The organism is Mycobacterium kansasii ATCC 12478 (genome assembly GCF_000157895.3).
Taxonomy (GTDB): domain Bacteria; phylum Actinomycetota; class Actinomycetes; order Mycobacteriales; family Mycobacteriaceae; genus Mycobacterium; species Mycobacterium kansasii.
Genome location: NC_022663.1, coordinates 148,860 through 168,644 on the forward strand (window position 1 = coordinate 148,860; position 19,785 = coordinate 168,644).

The following is a 19,785-nucleotide window of genomic DNA, read 5'->3' on the forward strand; positions in this document are numbered from 1 at the left end:
ACCACCAGCCTACTTAGCTCAGCAACTCCCGCAATGACAGCGCGTTACGGACCGCGTGGCCGCCCAGATCGTTGTTGAAGTACAGCCACACGTCGCGGCCCTCACCGTCCCAGCCGGTGATGCGGTCGGCCCAGCGTCGCAGGTCGTCGGGCGAGTACGAACCCGCATACATCGCGTCCCGATCGGGACCGTGCATCCGGACGTACACCAGGTCGGTGGTGGCCCGTGGGATACATGCCAGACCGCCGCCGCTCATCACCACGTAGGCGGCGCGGTGGGTTTCCAGCACCGCATATACCGCCGGGGCGTTCCAGGACGGGTGGCGCAGCTCGACGGCCACCCGGATCGACGCCGGAACGCTGCGCAAGAAGGAATCCAGGCGAGTGTCATCGCGTCGCTGCTCGGGATGCAGCTGCACCAGCAGCACGCCGTGCCGATCACCCAGCAGCTGCCAGCAGCGTTCGAACCGCTCGATCCAGGGTTCGGGCGACATCAGCCGGCGGTAGTGGGTCAGGCCGCGGTGCGCCTTGACCGACATGGTGAACCCGTCAGGCAACTGGGTTCGCCAGCCCGCGAACGTCGAATCCCTGGGCCAGCGGTAGAAGCTGGCGTTCAGCTCGACGGTGTCGAACGACCGCACGTAGTAGGACAATCGCCGGACGGACGCCAGCCCGGGCGGATACAGCACGTCGGACCAGTGGTCATACGACCAGCCCGATGTGCCGATCCGGACGGTCATTTGGTGCTCAATCGGTCACCTGGCGGCGCACGTCATCGTCTAGGGACGCGCGGACCAGCGCCGCCGCCAGCCGGGCGTTGGCGCCGGCCGCCAGCACCGAAAGCTTTGCCGGATCGGTGGGCAGGCCCAGCTCTTTGGCCGTGGCGGTGGCCCGGTCATCGAAATACGGCCGCGCCCAGGTCCACACATCCTGCACCTCGCGCAGGAAGATATCGGCACCAGTGTCGCCAATCCCTTTGAACTGCTTGAGGATTCGCTTGGCCTTCGACGGGTCGTGGTCGCTGCGGCGCGCGATTTCGCGCAGGTCGCCGCGGAATTCGTCGCGGACCCGCTCGGCCATTTCAGTAAGTCGGGTGGCCGAACTTTCGTCATAGCGCACATAGTGGGCACGGCCGAACGCATCGATCATGGTCTGTCGCCGGGATTCCAGCACCCCTTTGGGGGTGCGCAGGCCCGCCTTGAACAGTTCCCGCGCGGCGCGCATGGCGATGGTGGCGTCGATCGGCTTGCTGGCCAGCATGCACAGCACCAGCAGCTGAAACAGCGGCATCGGCTTGTCGTCGATGCGAATGCCGGCCTCGGCAGCGTAGCTGGTACCGGCGACCTCGAGCAGTCGTTTCACCCGTGGTTCGGGCTTGTCCATTTGGGCGGCGTACCCGCATCTGCCGGCCGCAAACCGGGTGGTCATTTAGGCGGCAGGCTGTGCACCCAGGTCACGCTGCGCGTGACCCAACTGTGAAGCTGCCGTTTGGTTTTCACTCCTTCGGCGGCGACGCGCAACCATCCGCGGGTTTGCCGGCCGGCCATTATCATGGGGCTGACATGGGCGCCACCGAGCAGCTTGTCGGTGTCCGCCGGGGGCACCCGGACCAGAAGCCCGCCCTGACCGCTGACGGCCACGGCCAGGTGCCCGTCGATCAGGAAGGCAAGCCCGCCGAACATCCGCTTTTCGTCCACGCCGGACTGCGACGCCAGCAACTCGCGGATCCGTTCCACGAGATCAATGTCGTAGGCCATCCGCGGTTAATCCAGGTCGACCCGGATGGTCAGCAGGTCGCTCCCGATAGCGCGCACGGCCGCGCTGTTGACCCGGGGCAGGTCGCGCAGCCGCTGCCGCGGGTCGTCTTCCGGCAGCAGATGGGCGGTCCCGGTACGCCACTGGCCGCCGATGCGCACCCGGACGGCGGGGTTGGCCTTGATGTTGTAGACGTAATCCGAATGTTCGCCGTGCTCGGACACCATCCAGAACTGGTTGCCCATGACCTTTCCGCCGACGGCGGTGCGGCGCGGTTGTCCTGTTTTGCGGCCGATGGTTTCGAGCATGGTCAGCGGCAACTGCCGACCCAGGGGGTTGGCTATCAGCCGTTGAAAGCGATGGACCAGCTGACGTTTGACGTCTCGCAATTGAGCCATGAGTGTGATTGTGCAGGATCGCCGGCCGCGAGGACAGCCGGCCTATGACCGCCTCGGAGCGGGAACCCCGACCGCGCGCAACACCCACTGCCGCGCGACGGCGAACTGCGGCGACCGGCGGGGGATTGTGCTCAGCACCGCTTCGGGGATCGCGGTCTTGTAGTTGATTGACAGGGACGGCAGCTTGCCCATGCCGAGCATCCGGCGCAGAATCACGGCCACCCACGAACGGACCGGTCCCGGCTGGCGGGCGAGAGCTTTCCGCAGCCTTCTCGGGCGGCGACGATCGTAGACGCCGAGCCGATCGGCGCGCGCCCGTAGGACCGCGCGATCTGCGCGCTCGGCGCGACGCGCGAGCGTCACACCGTTGGACGAGGCCCCAACCGTCGCAATTGCGTCACATGCCTGGGCGAAAGCTCCGCCAAGGAGGTCACACCGAGCAGCCGCATGGTCCGGATAACGCCGCTTCCCAGGATCTCGATGGCGCGCGCGACACCCGCCTCGCCACCGGCCATCAACCCGTAGAGATAGGCCCGGCCGACCAAGGTGCAGCGCGCTCCCAGGGCGATCGCCGCGACGATATCGGCGCCCGACATGATGCCGGTATCCATCAGGATCTCGGTGTGCTTGCCGAGTTCGCGGGCCACCGACGGCAGCAGGTGAAACGGAACCGGCGCCCGATCCAGTTGCCGGCCGCCGTGATTGGACAAGACGATGCCGTCGACCCCGCATTCGACCACGGCACGCGCGTCGTCGAGCGTCTGAATCCCTTTGACGACGAGTTTGCCCGGCCATTGCGCCTTGATCCAGGCCAGATCCTCGAACGTCACGCTCGGGTCGAACATGGTGTTCAGGTACTCGCCGACGGTGCCCGACCAGCGGTCCAGCGAGGCGAACGCCAGCGGTTCGGTCGTCAACAGGTCGAACCACCAGCGTGGGTGCCGCAGTGCGTCGAGAACGGTTCGCAGCGTGAGTGCCGGTGGAATCGTCATGCCGTTGCGGACATCGCGCAACCGGGCACCGGCCACCGGAACGTCGACGGTGACCAGCATGGTGTCGAATCCCGCGGCGGCCGCGCGCTTGACCAGCGCCATCGACCGATCCCGGTCGCGCCACATGTACAGCTGAAACCACTTGCGGCCCTGGGGAACTGCGGCCACCAGATCCTCGATGGCGCAGGTGGCCAACGTGGACATCGCGAACGGAATCCCCGCCGCGGCTGCCGCCCGCGCGCCGGCGATCTCGCCTTCGGTCTGCATCAACCGGGTGAACCCGGTCGGCGCGATCCCGAACGGCAACGCCACCGGCGCTCCGAGGACATCCCAACCCGGGCACACCGTGGTGACGTCACGCAATATCGTGGGGTGAAACTCGATGTCGCGGAACGCCTGTCGGGCTCGCCGGATCGACAGCTCATCCTCGGCGGCACCATCGGTGTAGTCGAATGCCGCCCTAGGGGTGCGTCGCCTGGCGATACGGCGCAGATCCTCGATGGTCAGTGCGGCATCCAGGCGGCGCTTGGTGCCGCCGAACCGAGGCCTTCTCAACTGAATCAGCGGTGCCAGGTCGCCGAGCTTGGGCACCCGTCGCCGGACCGCCATTACCCGCTGGAACCGATGCTCAGCCGCGCCATCCCACCAGTGTGCAACCGTGGTGGTATGACAACATCAGGCGACCCCTTCGACTTGAAACGGTTCGTCGACGCGCAGGACCCGGTCTACCGCGGCGTGGTTGCCGAACTGCGGTCGGGACGCAAGCGAACTCACTGGATGTGGTTCGTCTTCCCGCAACTGCGAGGACTGGGCCACAGCCCCATGGCGGATTACTACGGCATCTCGTCGATAGCGGAGGCACGCGCGTATCTGGACCATGACCTGCTCGGTCCGCGCCTGCACGAGTGCACGCGGCTGGTCAACCAGGTGCAGGGCCGCTCCATCGAAGAGATCTTCGGTTGGCCCGATGATCTCAAGCTGCGCTCGTCGATGACGCTGTTCGCCCGCGCCACCGCCGACAACGAGGATTTCGTCGCGCTGATCACCCGGTATTACGGCGGGCAGCAGGATCCGGCGACGCTGGCGCGCCTGAAGGGTTCCTAGATCGAACGGTCAGCCAACGGCAGCCAATGTCTGGGTGGCGGTAACCGCTTGTGCCACACCGGAAACGATGGCTGCGACCTTCAAGGCCTCCAGCACCGCCTCCCGGCCCACACCCGCCTCCCGCAACGTGTGTTCGTGCGCGACCACACAGTGCGAGCAGCCGTTGATCGACGAGACCGCGAAGCACCACAGCTCGAAATCGGCCTTGGCCACGCCCGGATTGCCGATGACATTCATCCGCAATCCGGGACGCAGGTCGTCGTACTGTCCGTCGAGAAAGCCGCGGCCACGATAGAACACGTTGTTCATGGCCATGACTGACGCCGCTGCCAGCGCCGCCTGGTATGCCGGGTCGGACAGATTGTCTGCCGCTTCGGCCCCAATTTCGGCCAGCACCTGGGTATTACGTGTCGCCGCAGCGCTGGCCAGCAGGGTTCCCCACAGCTGCTCCTGGGTCAGCACGGTGCTGCGCGTGATCGAGCCCAGGTTCAGCTTGAGGTCCTTGGCGAACTCGGGCAGCACGGCCTTCAGATTCTCGACGCTCATCGGTTCTCCTCCGACCGTCACGCCGACGCTTTGAGCAGCTCGCCGGCGTCGATCGTGGGGTCGCCCTTGCGCCAGTTGCAGGCACACAGCTCGTCGGATTGCAGGGCATCGAGCACCCGCAGCACCTCGTCGACATTTCGCCCGACGGATCCCGCTGTGGCCGAGACGAATTGGATTTCGTTGTTCGGGTCGACGATGAAGGTCACCCGGTCGGCCACTCCGTCCTCGTTGAGCACGCCGGTGGCCAGGCACAGCTCGCGCTTGATGTCGGAAAGCATCGGGAAGGGCAACTTCTTCAGGTCCTCGTGCTGGGCGCGCCACTGGAAGTGGACGAATTCGCTGTCGATGGAGACTCCGAGGATCTGCGTGTCGCGGTCCTCGAACTCGTCGTTGAGCTTGCCGAAGGCCGCGATCTCGGTCGGGCACACGAAGGTGAAGTCCTTGGGCCAGAAGAACACCACGCGCCACTTGCCCGGGTGGTCCTCGTTGGTGACGGTGGTGAAGTAGTCGCCGGGCTGCTTGGCGTCGACCTTCGACAGATCGCCGCCAATCAACGCGGTGAGCTGGTAGGCGGGGAACTGGTCGCCGATTGTCAGCAAGGACACATCCGCTCCTTAATCTGGATTTAGTCAAGATTAGCTGTCTCGACACCAATGATGCCGCGAAACCCACGCGAAAGTAAAGGTGATATATCACACTATACTTATCGGCATGGCCGATAAGAGTTATCAGCCGACCCTCGCCGGGCTGCGGGCCTTCGTCGCCGTCGCGAACAAGCAGCATTTCAGCAGTGCCGCAACCACTTTAGGGGTAAGCCAATCGACGTTATCGCAAGCGTTGGCCGCACTGGAGACCGGCCTGGGCGCCCACCTCGTCGAGCGTTCGACGCGACGGGTCCTCTTGACGGCCGAGGGTATGCAACTGCTACCGCTCGCGCAGGCTGTCGTGCAGGCGGCGGAGGCCTTCAGCATCGCCGCCGGGGGAGTGTCCGATCCGCTGCACGGCAGCATCCGGCTGGGCTTGATTCCCACGGTCGCGCCCTACGTGTTGCCGACGGTCCTGGCCGGACTCACCCATCGACTCCCCACCCTGACCGCGCACGTGGTCGAAGATCAGACTCAGCGCCTGCTAGCCGGCTTGCGTGATGGCGCACTGGATGCGGCCATGGTCGCATTGCCCGCCGATTCTGCCGGTGTCACGGAGATCCCGATCTATGAGGAGGATTTCGTTTTGGCGCTACCTCCGGGGCATCCGCTAGCCGGCAAGCGTCGGGTGCCTGCCGCGGCGTTGGCGCAGTTGCCGCTGCTGTTGCTGGACGAGGGTCATTGCCTGCGCGACCAGGCCCTGGATGTCTGCCACAAAGCTGGGGTCCGTGTCGAACTCGCCGACACCCGGGCAGCGTCGTTGGCCACCGCGATCCAATGCGTGGCGGGTGGATTGGGGGTCACGCTGATCCCGCAGAGCGCGGTGGCCGTCGAGGCCGCGCGCAGCCGTGCCGGACTCGCCCACTTCGGCGCGCCCCGCCCGGGCCGAAGGATAGGACTGGTTTACCGCTCGTCCACCGGTCGCGATGAGTCGTATCGACGACTTGCCCGGATCATCGGGGAAGTTGTGGTCGCGGAACAGCCCGTGCGCCTAGTCACCGACGGTGCGGACGGTCAGCTCTGAGCCGTTGGCGGCGCAGGTAAGTTTCCCCTATGGAGAAGGTCATCGCCGTCCTGCTGCGCGACGAGCCGGACGACGACTGGTGTGCCCGTCAACTGGGGCCGGTCGCCGACGCGCTGGTGGAGCTGGGCCTTCCGGGGCTCGCTGTCAATGTTCGCGACGGTGCGGTGCGTAGCTCCCTGATGACCCTGACCACCCTGTCGCCGCCGGTGGCCTCGGTGGTGAGCATGTGGACCCAGCAATGCTATGGCGACCAGATAGCGTCCGCCCTGCAGCTGCTCGAGCGCGAATGTGCGCAACTCGGCGCATACCTGGTGACCGAGTCGGTTCCGATGGCCTCGCCGGAAACCGAGCCAGGTTCTCGCACAACGGGTTTGGCAAACATCGCGTTGCTGCGGCGGCCCGCGGGATTGGACGAGGAGACCTGGCTGACCCGCTGGCAACGCGACCATACGTCGGTGGCCATCGAAACGCAGGCCACCTTCGGCTACACCCAGAACTGGGTGGTGCGCACTCTTACTGCATCGGCACCGCCGATCTCCGGGATCGTCGAGGAGCTGTTTCCGGCCGAGGCCGTCTCGGATCTGCAGGCGTTCTTCGGCGCCGCCGACGACGCCGACCTGCAGCACCGGATAAGCCGGATGGTCGCCAGCACCAACGCATTCGGCGCCAACAAGAACATCGACACCGTGCCCACCAGCCGCTACGTGTTCACCACACCATTCACTATGTGAGGACTGCTCATGACGACACTCAACGATGCCGTGGCCCTGGCCGTCGCCGAGAAAGGGCTGGCGGTGGTCGCCACCGTACGAGCAGACGGCACCGTGCAGGCATCGCTGGTCAACGTCGGTCTGCTGACGCATCCGGCCGGCGGCCAAACCGTTCTGGGCTTCACCACGTACGGCAAGGTCAAGCTCACCAACCTGCGGGCGCGGCCGCAACTGGCCGTCACTTTCCGGAACGGCTGGCTGTGGGCGACCGTCGAGGGCCGCGCGGAACTCGTCGGCCCCGACGACTCGCAGCCGTGGCTGCGCGACGGGGAGCAGCTGCGGCTGCTGCTGCGCGACGTCTTCATCGCGGCGGGCGGCACCCACGACGACTGGGACGAGTACGACCGGGTCATGGCCGCGGAGCGGCGTGCCGTGGTGCTGATCGAGCCGACCCGCGTGTACGGCAACGGTTAGGCTCACCGCCGTGACGCTGCTGATCGACGACGAGCACCGGGTACGCACGCTCACGCTCAACCGGCCGGAGGCCCTCAACGCCTTCAACGAAGCCCTGTACGACGCCACCACGCAGGCACTGTTGGACGCCGCCGAAGATCCAGCGGTTTCCGTGGTCTTGCTGACCGGCTCGGGTCGCGGCTTCAGCGCCGGTACCGACCTCGCCGAGATGCAGGCCCGCATCACCGACCCGCGCTTCGAAGAGGGACGATACGGCTTCCGGGGACTCATCGAGGCGCTCGCCGGTTTCCCCAAACCGCTGATCTGCGCGGTCAACGGCGTCGGCGTCGGGATAGGCACCACCATCCTGGGCTACGCCGACCTGGCGTTCATGTCCGCGACGGCGCGCCTGAAATGTCCGTTCACCAGTCTTGGCGTGGCTCCCGAAGCAGCATCGTCATATCTGCTGCCGCAGCTGGTGGGCCGGCAGAACGCGGCCTGGCTGCTGATGTCTTCGGAATGGATCGACGCCCGGGAGGCCTTGCGGATGGGGCTGGTCTGGCGTGTCTGCGAGCCGGCGGCACTGCTTCCCGAGGCCCGCCGGCATGCCGAAATCCTTGCCGCGCGGCCACTCTCGAGCCTGATGGCGGTCAAGCACACCATCGTCGAACCGACCCGTCCCGAGATAGCCGCCGCCAGCGCCCGGGAGAACGCCCACTTCGCCGAGTTGATGGGCGCGCAGGCCAACGCCGCAGCATTGGCCGATTTCAGCAAGCGCCGGTCCTAGAAAGACCAGACAGCCCGGCCCGGACCTCAGACCGCAGCCGGTTGGACGGCCGCGGCGATGATCGCCCGCAAGGTGCGGCGGCAACGGCCACAATCGCTGCCCGCGCCGCATGCCGCGGCAACTTCTTTCGACGTCGACGCGCCACGGGCGACGGCATCACAGACGGTTTGGTTGGTGGCTCCCACACAGAGACACACGTACATCAGCAAACTCCCACCGGGTGCTTGCTCATGACATCCTCCGCGATCGGAGTGGCCGGGGAGCCACCGAACGAACGGTCTGCGTATTAGTAGAGTCTAACCTAAGTAGGTTAGTGCAGTCTAACCTAAGGCCGTTTCGCTTGGTCCGGCGTGCCATGCAGGACGCGCCGACGGCGCGACAAAGTCTGCGCCGCTACCCACTTGCTGCACTAGATTGAAACGCGGCACCCGAAGGTGCTGCCAGAACCCGCCATGATGGTGCTCCAGCCCAGCCCATCTGCTGCGGTAGAAAACGACCGCCTTCCCACCGTAGGAGTCATCATGCAAGGTGATCCGGATGTCTTGCGTCTGCTCAACGAACAATTGACCAGCGAGCTGACCGCCATCAATCAATACTTTCTGCACTCCAAGATGCAGGAGAACTGGGGCTTTACCGAACTGGCGGCCAAAACCCGCGCCGAGTCGTTCGACGAAATGCGGCATGCCGAGGCGATTACCGACCGGATTCTGCTGCTCGACGGTTTGCCGAACTACCAGCGCATCGGCTCGTTGCGGGTGGGCCAGACACTGCGCGAACAATTCGAAAGTGATATCGCAATCGAAATCGAAGTACTGAATCGGCTCAAGCCCGGAATCATCATGTGCCGCGAAAAGCAGGACACCACCAGTGCACAGCTGCTAGAACAAATTGTGGCCGATGAGGAACTGCATCTCGACTACCTGCAGACGCAGCTGGAACTGATGGAGAAACTCGGAGAGGCGCTGTACTCGGCGCAGTGCGTCTCCAGGCCACCGTCCTGATATCCGATCGAGGCTCCGCGGGCATGACTCCTGGGTTTCGCGCACGGGCTCGAACACCGACGGGAGGCACACATGACGAGCCCGACGGCATCCCGGACTGCTGCTGCGGACACCCGGTCAACCTGCATATCGCTGAGCCCGGCGCGCCGCAACATCATCTTCATGGCGCTGATGCTCGGGGTGCTGGTCGCGGCGATGGACCAGACCATCGTCGTGCCCGCGTTGCCGACGATCGTCGACGAGCTGGGGGTCTCCGTTCACCAATCGTGGGCCATCACCAGCTACCTGCTGGGCGGCACCATCGTGGTCGTGGTGGCGGGCAAGCTGGGGGACCTGTTCGGTCGTAAGCGGGTGCTGCAGGGCTCGGTCCTGGTCTTCCTGCTCGGCTCCATGCTCTGCGGGGCAGCGCAAACCATGACCACGCTGGCTGTCTCGCGTGCCGTGCAGGGCGTCGGGGCCGGTGCGATTTCGGTGACCGCGGCCGCCTTGGTCGGTGAGGCCTTCCCACTGCGGGATCGCGGCCGCTACCAGGGCATCTTGGGCGCCGTGTTCGGGGTGACCACCGTCGCCGGCCCGCTGCTGGGCGGCTTCTGCACCGACTATCTGCACTGGCGTTGGGCATTTTGGATCAACCTGCCGATCTCGATCGTGGTCCTGGCCGTGACCGCAACGGCCATTCCCGCGTTGCCCCGCCGCCCCAAACCGGCTATCGACTACCTCGGGATCATGGTCATTACACTGGCCACGACGGCGTTGATCACGGCGACGAGCCTGGGCGGAAGCACGTACTCGTGGGGCTCGGCACCGATCATGGGACTGTTCATCGGCGCAACGGTGGCATTGGGTGTCTTCGTGTGGGTCGAGGGCCGAGCCCCTGCGGGTATCCTCCCGCCGCGACTGTTTCGCAACCAGGTATTCGCCGTGTGCTCGGTCCTGTCGTTGATGGTCGGTTTTGCGATGCTGGGCGCGCTGACCTTCGTGCCGATGTATCTGCGCTACGTCGACGGCGCCTCGGCGACCGTCTCGGGTTTGCGCACGTTGCCGATGGTGGTGGGCCTGCTGACCACCTCGGTTGGTGCGGGCATCATGGTGGGACGGACCGGCCGGTACAAGATCTTTCCGGTCGCGGGCACGGGGCTGATGGCCGTTGCATTCCTGCTGATGTCGCAGATGGATGAGTCGACGCCGGCGCTGGTGCAGTCGCTGTACCTGGTGCTGTTGGGCGCCGGGATCGGCTTGTCCATGCAGGTGCTCATTCTCATCGTGCAGAACACGTCCCGTTTCGAAGATCTCGGCGTCGCCACCTCGGGGGTGACCTTCTTCCGCGTGGTCGGCGCCTCGTTCGGTGCCGCGATATTCGGCGCGCTGTTCGCGACCTTCCTGGGCCGGCGAATGGGGCCCGCGCTGGTCGCCGGCGACGCACCCGTCGACGCCGCGCACTCTCCGGCCGTCTTGCACCGACTGCCGCACTACGTTGCCGCCCCGATCGTGCGGGCCTATGCCGAGTCGCTCAACCAGGTGTTCCTGTGCGCGGCCTTTGTCGCCCTGGCCGGATTTATCCTCGCGCTGTTTCTGCGCGAGGTTCCGCTCGCCGATATCCACGACAGCCCCAGCTGCCTCGGAGACGGGTTCGCCGTGCCGAGGACCAAATCTCCGGAGGACGTGCTGGAAATCGCGGTCACCCATCTGCTGCACGAAGCGCCCGAGGTGCGGCTGCCGAATCTTGCTGCGGCGTACCAGGATTCCGAGCTGGACGTCGCCGGTTTATGGGGGGTACTGCGGATCTATCAGTACGAGCGGTTCTTCGACACCGCGAGGCTCACCGACATTGCCCAACACCTGCACCTGCCCCATCAGGTGCTCGAACCGGTCTTCGACCGCCTGGTCCAGACCGGCTACGCGTCGCGCGAGGGCGACACCCTGTCGCTGACCCCGGCCGGGCTCGGCCAGATCGAGACCCTCTCCGGCCTGCTGCGGCGGTGGCTCGTCGACCATCTGGCGGTAGCGCCCGGCGTGGAGCAGCAGCCCGACCACCAGGAATTCGAAGCCGCCCTGCAACGGCTCACCGACGGGGTGCTGGTTCAGCGCGATTGGTACGAAGACTTGGACGAACTGGCGCCGGCGGGCACCCTCGTCGCCGCCAAGTAGGAACCACGCAGTCGACGCGGGGTCTTAACGCATTCTGGCCACAGCCGGCCCCGGGAGTCGGACTCCGCCACGATTGACCGGTGGCGATCCTGGGCATCCCGCGAACTGACGATCCGCGCCCCTCCCGCCATTGCCCAGCCGGGTGCTCCGCGGTCCGCGGTGTCAGGCGTACGCTTCGCCGGGCCGGCATCCGACGCCGACGGGAAAGGCAGGCATGACAACCCCGACGGCCGCTGCCGCTACCGATCCCGGATCCGGCAGCGCGCTGATCAGCCCGCAGCGGCGCAACTTCATTTTCCTGGCGGTAGTGCTCGGAATGCTGCTGGCGGCGTTGGACCAGACCATCGTCGCCACCGCACTGCCGACCATCGTCGCCGACCTGGGGGATGCCGGACACCAGTCATGGGTGGTCACCAGCTATCTGCTGGCGTCCACCATCGTCACCGCATTCGTCGGCAAGCTGGGCGACCTGGTCGGCCGCAAGCGCGTCTTTGAAGCAGCAGTGGTGTTTTTCGTCGGTGGGTCGGTATTGTGCGGGCTCGCGCAGTCGATGGCCATGCTGGTGGGCGCGCGGGCACTGCAAGGCGTCGGTGGCGGCGCGATCACCGTGACCGCCACCGCGCTGATCGGCGAGGTCGTCCCGCTCCGGGAACGGGGCCGCTACCAAGGCATTTTGGGCGCGGTCTTCGGCGTCACCACGGTCGTCGGACCACTGCTGGGCGGCTATTTCACCGACTACCTGACCTGGCGGTGGGCCTTTTGGATCAACGTCCCGATCTCGGTGGTGGTCATCCTCGTCGCGGCGGCGGCGATCCCTGCGCTCACCGCAGCCGCCAAACCGGCTATCGACTATGCCGGGATCGTCGCCGTCGGCGTGGGCGCCGCCGCGCTGACCCTGGCGACGAGCTGGGGCGGCATCGTGTACCCGTGGGGGTCGGTCACCATTGTCGGGCTTTTCTCGTTGGCCGCTGCCGCGCTGGGCGTCTTCGCCTGGGTGGAAAACCGGGCCCGGGAACCGGTCCTGCCGCCGCGGCTGTTTCGTAGTCCGGTGTTCACCGTGTGCTGTGTGCTGGCCTTTGTCGTGGGGTTCGCGATGCTGGGCGCGATGACGTTTCTGCCCACCTATATGCAGTATGTGGACGGCGTCTCGGCCACCACCTCCGGCCTGCGCACGCTGCCGATGGTGGTCGGTATGCTGGTCACCTCCACCGGCAGTGGTGTCGTTGTCGGCCGGACCGGCCGGTACAAGATATTCCCGGTGACCGGCACGGCGCTGACGGCAGTCGCGTTTGTGCTGATGTCGCGCATGGATGCAACAACCCCGGCGGTGGTGCAGTCGCTGTACCTGCTGGTGCTGGGCGCCGGTATCGGCTTGTCCATGCAGGTCCTGGTTTTCGTCGTGCAAAGTACCTCCGATTTCGAGGATCTGGGTGTGGCGACGTCGGGTGTGACGTTTTTCCGCACCATCGGCGGCGCGTTCGGTGCGGCGGTCTTCGGCTCGCTGTTCGTGAACTTCCTGCGGGCCAGAATGGGCCCGGCGATGGCAAGCAGTGGGTTGTCGGCCGAGTCGGTCAGCTCCCCGGAAGCCCTGCACCGGCAGCCTCTCACCGTGGCAGCACCGGTCGTGCAGGCCTACGCCGAATCACTGGGCCAGGTGTTTCTTTGGGCGGCAACGGTTGCCGCCGTTGCTTTCGTACTGGCGCTGTTATTGCGCGAAGTGCCGCTGCGCGATATCCACAACAGCGCGGTCGATTTGGGCGACGGATTCGGGATGCCGAGCACCGAGACGCCGGAGAAGTTGTTGGAGAACGCCATCGGTCGCATGTTGCGCGGCGATCCCGGTATGCGACTGCGCAGCATTGCCATGCGCCCCGATTGCCGGCTCGACGTCGCCGGTCTGTGGGGATTGCTGCGGATCAACCGCTATCAGCAGTTCTTCGGAGCGGCCCGGATCACCGATATCGGTAACCACCTGGGGTTGCCCTTCGAGGTCTTGGAGCCCACCTTCAGCCAACTGGTTGCCACCGGATATGTGGTGCGCGACGGCGATCACATGTCGCTGACCCCCGCGGGGGTCCACCAAGTCGAATACGTGTACTCGCTGCTGTTGAACTGGATCGCGGACAAACTTGCCAGATCGCCCGGCTTCGAAGGCCGGCCGGATCGCGGCGAGGTGGAAACGGCTCTCCGACATATTGCGTATCGTGTTCTGGCGCAGCGTGATTGGGGCCATGACTGGGCGGGCGAGGCGCCGACTGCGGCTACCCCTGCGGTAGCCTCCACTCCCACCGGTGCAATACCACACCCGCATTGACCGACAGCGCGCCACCCGGGCGTACCATCGCGCCATGAGCCGAATCGGAACTTTCGCCGACGACGACGTGGCCGGCTGGATCACGAAATCCCCTGAGCTCGGCGGCGCGCTGGCCGCCTTCAGCCGTGCGGTGTACACCAGCAACCGGTTGCCGATGCGCACCCGCGAGCTTGCCCGCGCGGTGATTGCCGACAACAACGAGTGCACTGTCTGCGCCAACACCCGCGATGCCGACGGGCCCGCCGCCGGGGTCGACGAGGACCTCTATGCCCACGCGGCCGAATGGCGCACCTGGCCGGGCTACAGCGAACAGGAGCGGCTGGCAGCCGAGTTCGCTTACCGATTCGCCACCGAGCACACCGTGCTGCGTGACGACGATGATTTCTGGAGCCGTTGCGGCGAATACTTCTCCGACGAATTGCTCGCCGACTTGGCCTTGTCCTGTGCGCTGTGGGTGGGCATGGGGCGGGTATTGCGGACCCTGGACATCGGTCAGGCTTGCCGGGTGACCTTACCCGGCCGAGCCTGAAACAGGCCCGACGGCGTCTTGGGTGACGTTGTGACGCAGCAGAATTCGTAACGGGGAAATTCAGACGAAGTCGGTCGCGTCGATGAGCCGGCCGGCATCGGCATTCGTACGCCGCTGTACCGTGAAATATATGCGACTCGGCTGTTACGGTTTGGTTTGTGCACCCTTTTCGGTGCCGTCAATCTGTAGGACCGGTAGGAGAGAAGTGTCATGCTTTCTATGCGCGATCATCGAGTCGAGGATTACACGGAATTAGCCGATATGGACGGCACCGACGTGGGTGTCTTGACTGGAGATGACCGGGACTGTCTGAGCGATCTCGGCGCCTATCTGGTCGCGGCTGATGCCTGGCAGCGGTTTGGTGTGTGGCTGTTACACAAGCATTTCGATCCCGAACCGGGCGAGGTATTCGTCGAACGTGTCATCGACTGGCCGCCGCAGACCCACACCACCCCGATTGAGCGAAATGCGTTCTCCCCAGCGGGTTTGCGTGCTACTGCTGTGCGGTTCGAGAGCGAGGTGGCCTGCGAAATGAGCCTCGTTGGCATGGAGTTCGCCGGACCGGCCGACTTCGGCGACACAGCGCCGATCAACGACTCCGACGAGGAGATGTTGGCCGGGCTGGCCGAACGGCTGCATGCCCACGGCAAAATCGATCGCTTCGGCGTGCGGCTAATCCGCAACCCTTTAGGGCTATCCGAAACGAAAGTGTTTTCCGAGACGTGCGACCCGTGGCGCCGGGCATTGCACTGCGACGTCATCGACCGCGCACAAACTCCCGACAACGCCATCGAAACATACTGGCAATGGAAACCCACCCCGACTGAAACCGGACCGACAGCGACTCTGACGTTCCTCACGGGATGCAGGCAATTTTGCACGCCCCTCGGCAGCGGCGTGCATCACCATCACCATCACTAAAAAGTGGAGCGGGTGGTGTCACACTAACGCAGTGGCATCGAATACCCAGCTGGTGTCCGCATTTGCAAGGTTCTCAAAGTGGTTGGGCGGCGCGAAACTGACCAGGCTGTTGAAGTCCCAATAGTCCTTCCACACGGCGATCCTCCCGTCGACAACCCTGTGGACGCTGACGAACCTGAGCAGGCCGCGTTCGCCGGTCCTGAACGTCCAGGTCTCGGAATGCTCGTACATCACGTCGGATCCGTTGGACAGCAGCAGCCCGTCGTGGTTTTGGTAATCGGCGAGCGGCTCCAGTCCGAGCTTCAGTCGCGTCACGATGTCGTCGGGACCACGCGCGGCCAGCGCCGGCACCGGCATGTCGACGTAGAGGCAGTCCGCGGCGAGAAACGTCTTGACGGCATCCCAATCGCGCTGCGCGAGGGCCCGCCACAGCCCGAGCACCACATCCCTGACTTCGATCGGAGAAGTGTCTGTCATAACGGCCCATGACACTCGGTACCGGTGCCGGTGTCAACCGCCGCGAGCCGCTGACCGTACCGCGCGTAGCGCCTTCGCTGCTCGGGGCTATGCCCTTCGGCTGACCGGCCCCCATACGGTGGCTTCGGCCAGATCGGGGGTGTCAACACGTTTTGGACTGATGTGTGGAACCCGTCGGCTGACGGGCCTGCACGGGTGCGGTTATCACTCACCCCGGCCCGGGGCCGCTTTTCGGCGACATCTCGATAGCCGAGACCATGCTCGATCGTCTGCCGTGCTGCTTCGTTGTCGGCAAACTCGACAGCACACGTTACCGCCTACGTTGCACTTGGGTTAGCTGTCGGCGGCGATGAACCGGGTCGGCCCTGACATGACCGGGTCAGCCCCAGCTCAAGGGTAACGACTTGAGCGCAAACGACTTGGACGGGAATTTGATGTACGCGGTGTAGCCCGGTGGCAGTTCGAAGTCAGGGATCTGCTTGAGCCACTCGCCGACAACGATGGTCAGTTCCATCCGTGCCAGGTGAGAACCCAAGCAGCGGTGGGGCCCGCCCCCAAATCCCCAATGGCGGTGCATCTTTCCATCCATGACCAGGTCATCGGTGGAGATCACGTCGCTGCCATCGCGGTTGATCGCGGCAGTGCACAACCGCACCGGTGTTCCTGGGGGAAGCGTCATGCCACCCACATTGACGAAGTCGGTGGTAACCCGGGCGGCCAACGGCGCCGACGGCTCGAGCCTGACGATCTCTTCAACGAAAACCTTGATCTGCTCTGGGTTTTCGGCGAGCTCTCTGCGCAGCTGCGGTCTGCGCGCCAATTCGAGCAGCGCGAAACCGATCGCGGCGGCCACCGTGTCCAGACCGGACACGATCAGTAGTTGAGTCATGCCGAGCAGCTCGAGGTCACTGAGATCACCCGGACCGGTCATCACTTGCGACAACATGTCCGAGCTCGGGTTCTGCCGGCGCTGTCGGATGGCCTCGGTGAAATACGCCAACAGGCCGTGACCGTCGGACTTGCCGGCGACAAAGGCGTCCTTCCAACCGATCACGCTATCTCGGTCCTCCAGCGGCAACCCGTAGAGATCCATGAATACCTGGTACGGGTAGAGGCGCGCGAAATCTGCCATTACCTCACACGCGTTTCGGCAGGCAAGTGCAGCAATCATTTCAGCAGCATGGCGCTCCATCATGGGCCGGGATTTATGCAGGGTGTGCGGGCTGAAGTACGGTTGCAGAATTTTGCGGTAGCGGGTGTGCTCGGGAGGATCGAATGCCGAAGGCAGCACCGGCACCGGGCTGCCGGGGGGTTGCAGCGCCAATTGCGCAGAGAACAGCTTTGGCTCGCACAGTGCAGCCAGCACGTCCTCGCGGCGGGTCAGGTAATAGGCGCCGTTCATGAACACCACGGGTCCGGCGTCCCGCAACGTCTTCCATCCGACACCCCGGTCGGCGGCCATGGGTAGCGTGGAATGCTCCAGCCGGGGCAGGTGGAAGGTAAGCGGCCGGTTTTCGTCGAGACTGCATCCCAAGTCCACCCGCCGGGAATCGATTTGCGGTGGTCGCACTTCGGAATTCATTGCTGTCTCGCCTGGCGTGCGACGGGTCGGGCGGGATGAGTTGCGCTGGCAAACATGACTCGTTCTCCAAGACATTGATGTAGGGAAATAGACCGACGTCGAGTGTCGTGCTGTCCGGTCGGACGGCTTGGCCCGCTACAGCGGCGGGCGATTCGGTATGATCAGGCTGGATCCTGTGATCGCCTTCGCGCATCGAAAACCTCAGCGCTAACGTAAATTGTTGTGCCCGTTGGCTTCACAGGGCCGAGTCTGACGGCGCGATAAGCCGGGATTGACCTATCAGCAGCGAACGACGCAGAGCTGGGTCAACATATCTCGGTTGACCGGAGCGGCTGCGGATGCCACCCGGGAGACGATGCCCGGGCGAGGCTCTGACTCAGCAGACGATGACGGCAACGCCAACCAGCCGCACCGAGGCGATAGGGGGGTCCAACTGGTCGGCCGATCGCGCGTCATCCACATGCTGTGGAAGGGCTTCTTGATCCTCGGCGTAGCGCTCTGGAGAAAGCCATGGTCTCGATGGCTCATGAGTTGGGCCGCGGGATGAGATTGCACCTGGCTATGGGTCCACGCCGCCGGCTCCGGCAATGTAGCCGGAGAAAACCGGGGTCGCAACGAGGACCCTGCGATCAGCGCGACGAACAGACTCACCGCAGCAGCGATTGCGATGGTCGAATGCCATCGCCGGGTTGCGCCAATGCTCCGAAGCCTCACCGTGGCACGAAGATACAGGCGGAGGCTTGGACAGCAATCTCAGCGAGCTGTGAAAACGGTCAAAGTCCGGTGCGTGCTGGCGCAGCTAGCTTATTTGCCGCCGATACGTCTAACGGGTGCACCTCGCTTCTCGCTCACCTGCCAATCGCTGCGGACGCTGTGGAAAACCCGTTCGCGACAAAGCTTGCCCCCGGCGCGCCGCCAGCCCTGCGGTACTGAGATTGCCCCCGTTCGACATCACACCACCAACCCGCGCCTAATACCGCACGGGTTGGCTCTGACCACCGAAGGCGCATCGCTACTGGGCGGCCAGCGCGCGAGCCGGCCCCAGGGTGACCGGCAACGTCGACCAGCCCCGTAACACTCGCGTGTCGCGCCTACTTCCGGCACCGGCGGCCCGCACCTCGGGGAAGCGCTCGAAGAACGTGCGCAACCCGACTTCGCCCTCGGCGCGGGCAAGCGCGGCGCCGAGGCAGAAGTGGCGGCCGGTGGAGAACGCGAGATGTCTTCCGGCATTGGCACGTTCGATGTCGAAGCGGTGCGGATCGGGGAATACCGACGGATCGCGGTTGGCTCCGGCCAGACAAATCACCACCATCTCGCCGCGGTTGATCGGCACGCCGGCCAGCTCGACGTCGGTGCGGGCCACCCGCGCGGTGAGCTGGACCGGCGAATCCAACCGCAAGATCTCTTCGACGGTGTTCGGCCACAGGTCAGGACGTCGGCGCAGGGTCTCCAGATGCTCGGGCATGTCCAGCAACATTCGAATTCCGTTGCCCAACAGGTTGACTGTGGTTTCAAAGCCGGCGACCAACACCAGCCCGGCGACCGCATGCAGCTCGTCGTCGTCGAGATGCGTTTCCGGGTCCCCACTTTCTGCCGTGCGGATCAGCTGGCTCATCAGGTCGTCGCCGGGGGCTCGTCGCAGCTGTGCGAGATGCGATACCAGCCAGGCGTTGAACCCTTTCACACCGCGCTGCACCCGCTGGTACTGCCGGTAGGGCACGCCGATATCCAGGCTGGGCGCTGCCAGTTCACCGAATTCCAGGACCCGTCGGCGGTCGTGGGCCGGCACCCCCAAGATTTCGCTGATCACCGCGATCGGCAGCTGGGAACAATACCGGCCGACGACGTCGACCACACCGGGTTGTGCGGCGAGCTGATCTAACAGATTGATGGCGGTCTGCTCGACCCGATCACGCAGCGCGGCAACGGCCCGTGCGGTAAACACCGCCGACACCGTCTTGCGATAGCGGGTGTGATCGGGCGGCTCGACCGCCAGCAGCGACGGCGGCCGCAGCGGGTGCAGCTGATTATCGCGGGTACGGCGCTCTAACCATCGCAGCGGTGCCGGTAGGTTCTCGCCGAGCGAGATGACCTGGAAGTCGTCGGAGCGCAAGATGTCGTGGCCGAGCTGATGGTCGACGGTCAGGCAATTGACTCGGGTCCGCACCAAGCGGCCGTGGCGGCGCAGCTCGTCGTAGAACGGTACCGGGTTGGCGGCGACGGCCGGATCGGCGATCAGCCGGGCCTGTAGTTCGCCTCGTCGAACGCCGACGTGGGCCATGCCGCGGATCACCCCGTGCAACGCCAGCCAGTGCAGTCGGTCTTTCACCGCTCCTCCATCCCGTTGCGGGCCAGGGCGCTTTGCGACCCAGCCTAAGCCCGTCGGGTCGGGACGCGCGTG

Annotated in this window: 22 protein-coding genes; 10 read left to right on the plus strand and 12 right to left on the minus strand. The window is 65.2% G+C overall.

The genetic code is table 11. The annotated features are described in order from the left end of the window. Nucleotides 1–13 precede the first annotated feature (13 nt). The 6 genes from MKAN_RS00610 to MKAN_RS00635 form a co-directional block, all read right to left on the minus strand. Nucleotides 14–739 carry a DUF72 domain-containing protein gene (locus tag MKAN_RS00610; RefSeq protein WP_023364157.1) on the minus strand — a complete coding sequence of 242 codons (726 nt, stop codon included), beginning with the start codon at nucleotides 737–739 and terminating at the stop codon, nucleotides 14–16. A gap of 7 nt (nucleotides 740–746) precedes the next feature. Continuing rightward, nucleotides 747–1,382: an HhH-GDP family DNA glycosylase gene (locus tag MKAN_RS00615; RefSeq protein ID WP_036445001.1), complete on the minus strand. Its 636-nt coding sequence runs from the start codon at nucleotides 1,380–1,382 to the stop codon at nucleotides 747–749. 41 nt (nucleotides 1,383–1,423) lie between these two features. After that, complete coding sequence (locus tag MKAN_RS00620) at nucleotides 1,424–1,756, minus strand: TfoX/Sxy family protein (RefSeq protein WP_023364161.1); 333 nt, start codon at nucleotides 1,754–1,756, stop codon at nucleotides 1,424–1,426. A gap of 6 nt (nucleotides 1,757–1,762) precedes the next feature. After that, the gene (locus tag MKAN_RS00625) at nucleotides 1,763–2,152 is read right to left on the minus strand and encodes a nitroreductase family deazaflavin-dependent oxidoreductase (RefSeq protein ID WP_023364164.1); all 390 of its coding nucleotides are present in this window, start codon (nucleotides 2,150–2,152) and stop codon (nucleotides 1,763–1,765) included. A 42-nt stretch (nucleotides 2,153–2,194) separates the two neighbouring features. Beyond that, nucleotides 2,195–2,374, minus strand: coding sequence for a hypothetical protein (locus tag MKAN_RS00630; protein WP_023364166.1), 180 nt, complete (start codon nucleotides 2,372–2,374; stop codon nucleotides 2,195–2,197). Between the two features lie 137 nt (nucleotides 2,375–2,511). Continuing rightward, nucleotides 2,512–3,753 (minus strand): alpha-hydroxy acid oxidase, encoded by a 1,242-nt coding sequence (locus MKAN_RS00635; protein ID WP_023364168.1) that lies wholly within the window; start codon nucleotides 3,751–3,753, stop codon nucleotides 2,512–2,514. A 57-nt stretch (nucleotides 3,754–3,810) separates the two neighbouring features. Here MKAN_RS00635 and MKAN_RS00640 point away from each other — a divergent pair, with 57 nt between their 5' ends. After that, nucleotides 3,811–4,248: a DUF1810 domain-containing protein gene (locus tag MKAN_RS00640; RefSeq protein WP_023364170.1), complete on the plus strand. Its 438-nt coding sequence runs from the start codon at nucleotides 3,811–3,813 to the stop codon at nucleotides 4,246–4,248. Between the two features lie 9 nt (nucleotides 4,249–4,257). Here the strand turns inward: MKAN_RS00640 and MKAN_RS00645 are convergent, their stop codons facing one another. Both MKAN_RS00645 and MKAN_RS00650 read right to left on the minus strand, forming a co-directional pair. After that, nucleotides 4,258–4,794 (minus strand): alkyl hydroperoxide reductase, encoded by a 537-nt coding sequence (locus MKAN_RS00645; RefSeq protein ID WP_036394200.1) that lies wholly within the window; start codon nucleotides 4,792–4,794, stop codon nucleotides 4,258–4,260. 17 nt (nucleotides 4,795–4,811) lie between these two features. Further along, nucleotides 4,812–5,399 (minus strand): peroxiredoxin, encoded by a 588-nt coding sequence (locus MKAN_RS00650; protein ID WP_023364174.1) that lies wholly within the window; start codon nucleotides 5,397–5,399, stop codon nucleotides 4,812–4,814. A 106-nt stretch (nucleotides 5,400–5,505) separates the two neighbouring features. Here MKAN_RS00650 and MKAN_RS00655 point away from each other — a divergent pair, with 106 nt between their 5' ends. From MKAN_RS00655 to MKAN_RS00670, 4 genes are read left to right on the plus strand one after another with little or no spacing between them, the layout of a single operon-like run. Then, the gene (locus MKAN_RS00655; RefSeq protein ID WP_023364176.1) at nucleotides 5,506–6,462 is read left to right on the plus strand and encodes a hydrogen peroxide-inducible genes activator; all 957 of its coding nucleotides are present in this window, start codon (nucleotides 5,506–5,508) and stop codon (nucleotides 6,460–6,462) included. A 29-nt stretch (nucleotides 6,463–6,491) separates the two neighbouring features. Beyond that, nucleotides 6,492–7,193 (plus strand): EthD domain-containing protein, encoded by a 702-nt coding sequence (locus MKAN_RS00660; protein ID WP_023364178.1) that lies wholly within the window; start codon nucleotides 6,492–6,494, stop codon nucleotides 7,191–7,193. Between the two features lie 9 nt (nucleotides 7,194–7,202). Further along, nucleotides 7,203–7,646: a PPOX class F420-dependent oxidoreductase gene (locus MKAN_RS00665; protein WP_023364180.1), complete on the plus strand. Its 444-nt coding sequence runs from the start codon at nucleotides 7,203–7,205 to the stop codon at nucleotides 7,644–7,646. A 10-nt stretch (nucleotides 7,647–7,656) separates the two neighbouring features. Then, nucleotides 7,657–8,412, plus strand: coding sequence for an enoyl-CoA hydratase/isomerase family protein (locus MKAN_RS00670; protein ID WP_023364182.1), 756 nt, complete (start codon nucleotides 7,657–7,659; stop codon nucleotides 8,410–8,412). Nucleotides 8,413–8,438: 26 nt separating this feature from the next. Here the strand turns inward: MKAN_RS00670 and MKAN_RS29065 are convergent, their stop codons facing one another. After that, nucleotides 8,439–8,615: a (2Fe-2S)-binding protein gene (locus MKAN_RS29065; protein WP_080673968.1), complete on the minus strand. Its 177-nt coding sequence runs from the start codon at nucleotides 8,613–8,615 to the stop codon at nucleotides 8,439–8,441. Between the two features lie 318 nt (nucleotides 8,616–8,933). On the opposite strand from MKAN_RS29065, the gene bfr reads away from it, so the two are divergent. The 5 genes from bfr to MKAN_RS00695 all read left to right on the plus strand — a co-directional run bounded on the left by bfr (nucleotide 8,934) and on the right by MKAN_RS00695 (nucleotide 15,325). After that, a complete protein-coding gene (gene bfr / locus MKAN_RS00675; protein WP_036394198.1) occupies nucleotides 8,934–9,413 on the plus strand; it encodes a bacterioferritin in 480 nt (159 codons plus the stop codon). A gap of 72 nt (nucleotides 9,414–9,485) precedes the next feature. After that, nucleotides 9,486–11,561 (plus strand): MDR family MFS transporter, encoded by a 2,076-nt coding sequence (locus tag MKAN_RS00680; RefSeq protein ID WP_023364186.1) that lies wholly within the window; start codon nucleotides 9,486–9,488, stop codon nucleotides 11,559–11,561. A 214-nt stretch (nucleotides 11,562–11,775) separates the two neighbouring features. Then, entirely contained in the window at nucleotides 11,776–13,875 is a 2,100-nt protein-coding gene (locus MKAN_RS00685) for an MDR family MFS transporter (protein ID WP_023364187.1), read from the plus strand. A gap of 34 nt (nucleotides 13,876–13,909) precedes the next feature. After that, nucleotides 13,910–14,404 carry a carboxymuconolactone decarboxylase family protein gene (locus tag MKAN_RS00690; RefSeq protein WP_023364189.1) on the plus strand — a complete coding sequence of 165 codons (495 nt, stop codon included), beginning with the start codon at nucleotides 13,910–13,912 and terminating at the stop codon, nucleotides 14,402–14,404. Between the two features lie 219 nt (nucleotides 14,405–14,623). Further along, entirely contained in the window at nucleotides 14,624–15,325 is a 702-nt protein-coding gene (locus tag MKAN_RS00695; protein WP_036394087.1) for a hypothetical protein, read from the plus strand. A gap of 18 nt (nucleotides 15,326–15,343) precedes the next feature. Here MKAN_RS00695 and MKAN_RS00700 read toward each other — a convergent pair whose 3' ends face one another. From MKAN_RS00700 to MKAN_RS00710, 3 genes are all read right to left on the minus strand, one after another. Further along, nucleotides 15,344–15,802 carry a nuclear transport factor 2 family protein gene (locus MKAN_RS00700; RefSeq protein ID WP_023364193.1) on the minus strand — a complete coding sequence of 153 codons (459 nt, stop codon included), beginning with the start codon at nucleotides 15,800–15,802 and terminating at the stop codon, nucleotides 15,344–15,346. 379 nt (nucleotides 15,803–16,181) lie between these two features. Then, entirely contained in the window at nucleotides 16,182–17,264 is a 1,083-nt protein-coding gene (locus tag MKAN_RS00705) for a cytochrome P450 (RefSeq protein ID WP_225722979.1), read from the minus strand. Between the two features lie 1,132 nt (nucleotides 17,265–18,396). After that, the gene (locus MKAN_RS00710) at nucleotides 18,397–19,713 is read right to left on the minus strand and encodes a cytochrome P450 (protein ID WP_023364199.1); all 1,317 of its coding nucleotides are present in this window, start codon (nucleotides 19,711–19,713) and stop codon (nucleotides 18,397–18,399) included. Nucleotides 19,714–19,785: the final 72 nt, after the last annotated feature.

Excerpts from the sequence above, each read along its gene's own strand:
- MKAN_RS00610 (WP_023364157.1), bottom strand. The coding sequence starts at position 739 with ATGACCGTCCGGATCGGCACATCGGGCTGGTCGTATGACCACTGGTCC.
- MKAN_RS00615 (WP_036445001.1), bottom strand. The coding sequence starts at position 1,382 with ATGGACAAGCCCGAACCACGGGTGAAACGACTGCTCGAGGTCGCCGGT.
- MKAN_RS00620 (WP_023364161.1), bottom strand. The coding sequence starts at position 1,756 with ATGGCCTACGACATTGATCTCGTGGAACGGATCCGCGAGTTGCTGGCG.
- MKAN_RS00625 (WP_023364164.1), bottom strand. The coding sequence starts at position 2,152 with ATGGCTCAATTGCGAGACGTCAAACGTCAGCTGGTCCATCGCTTTCAA.
- MKAN_RS00635 (WP_023364168.1), bottom strand. The coding sequence starts at position 3,753 with ATGGCGGTCCGGCGACGGGTGCCCAAGCTCGGCGACCTGGCACCGCTG.
- MKAN_RS00640 (WP_023364170.1), top strand. The coding sequence starts at position 3,811 with ATGACAACATCAGGCGACCCCTTCGACTTGAAACGGTTCGTCGACGCG.
- MKAN_RS00645 (WP_036394200.1), bottom strand. The coding sequence starts at position 4,794 with ATGAGCGTCGAGAATCTGAAGGCCGTGCTGCCCGAGTTCGCCAAGGAC.
- MKAN_RS00655 (WP_023364176.1), top strand. The coding sequence starts at position 5,506 with ATGGCCGATAAGAGTTATCAGCCGACCCTCGCCGGGCTGCGGGCCTTC.
- MKAN_RS00660 (WP_023364178.1), top strand. The coding sequence starts at position 6,492 with ATGGAGAAGGTCATCGCCGTCCTGCTGCGCGACGAGCCGGACGACGAC.
- MKAN_RS00665 (WP_023364180.1), top strand. The coding sequence starts at position 7,203 with ATGACGACACTCAACGATGCCGTGGCCCTGGCCGTCGCCGAGAAAGGG.
- MKAN_RS29065 (WP_080673968.1), bottom strand. The coding sequence starts at position 8,615 with ATGTACGTGTGTCTCTGTGTGGGAGCCACCAACCAAACCGTCTGTGAT.
- bfr (WP_036394198.1), top strand. The coding sequence starts at position 8,934 with ATGCAAGGTGATCCGGATGTCTTGCGTCTGCTCAACGAACAATTGACC.
- MKAN_RS00680 (WP_023364186.1), top strand. The coding sequence starts at position 9,486 with ATGACGAGCCCGACGGCATCCCGGACTGCTGCTGCGGACACCCGGTCA.
- MKAN_RS00685 (WP_023364187.1), top strand. The coding sequence starts at position 11,776 with ATGACAACCCCGACGGCCGCTGCCGCTACCGATCCCGGATCCGGCAGC.
- MKAN_RS00690 (WP_023364189.1), top strand. The coding sequence starts at position 13,910 with ATGAGCCGAATCGGAACTTTCGCCGACGACGACGTGGCCGGCTGGATC.
- MKAN_RS00695 (WP_036394087.1), top strand. The coding sequence starts at position 14,624 with ATGCGCGATCATCGAGTCGAGGATTACACGGAATTAGCCGATATGGAC.
- MKAN_RS00700 (WP_023364193.1), bottom strand. The coding sequence starts at position 15,802 with ATGACAGACACTTCTCCGATCGAAGTCAGGGATGTGGTGCTCGGGCTG.
- MKAN_RS00705 (WP_225722979.1), bottom strand. The coding sequence starts at position 17,264 with ATGGCCGCCGACCGGGGTGTCGGATGGAAGACGTTGCGGGACGCCGGA.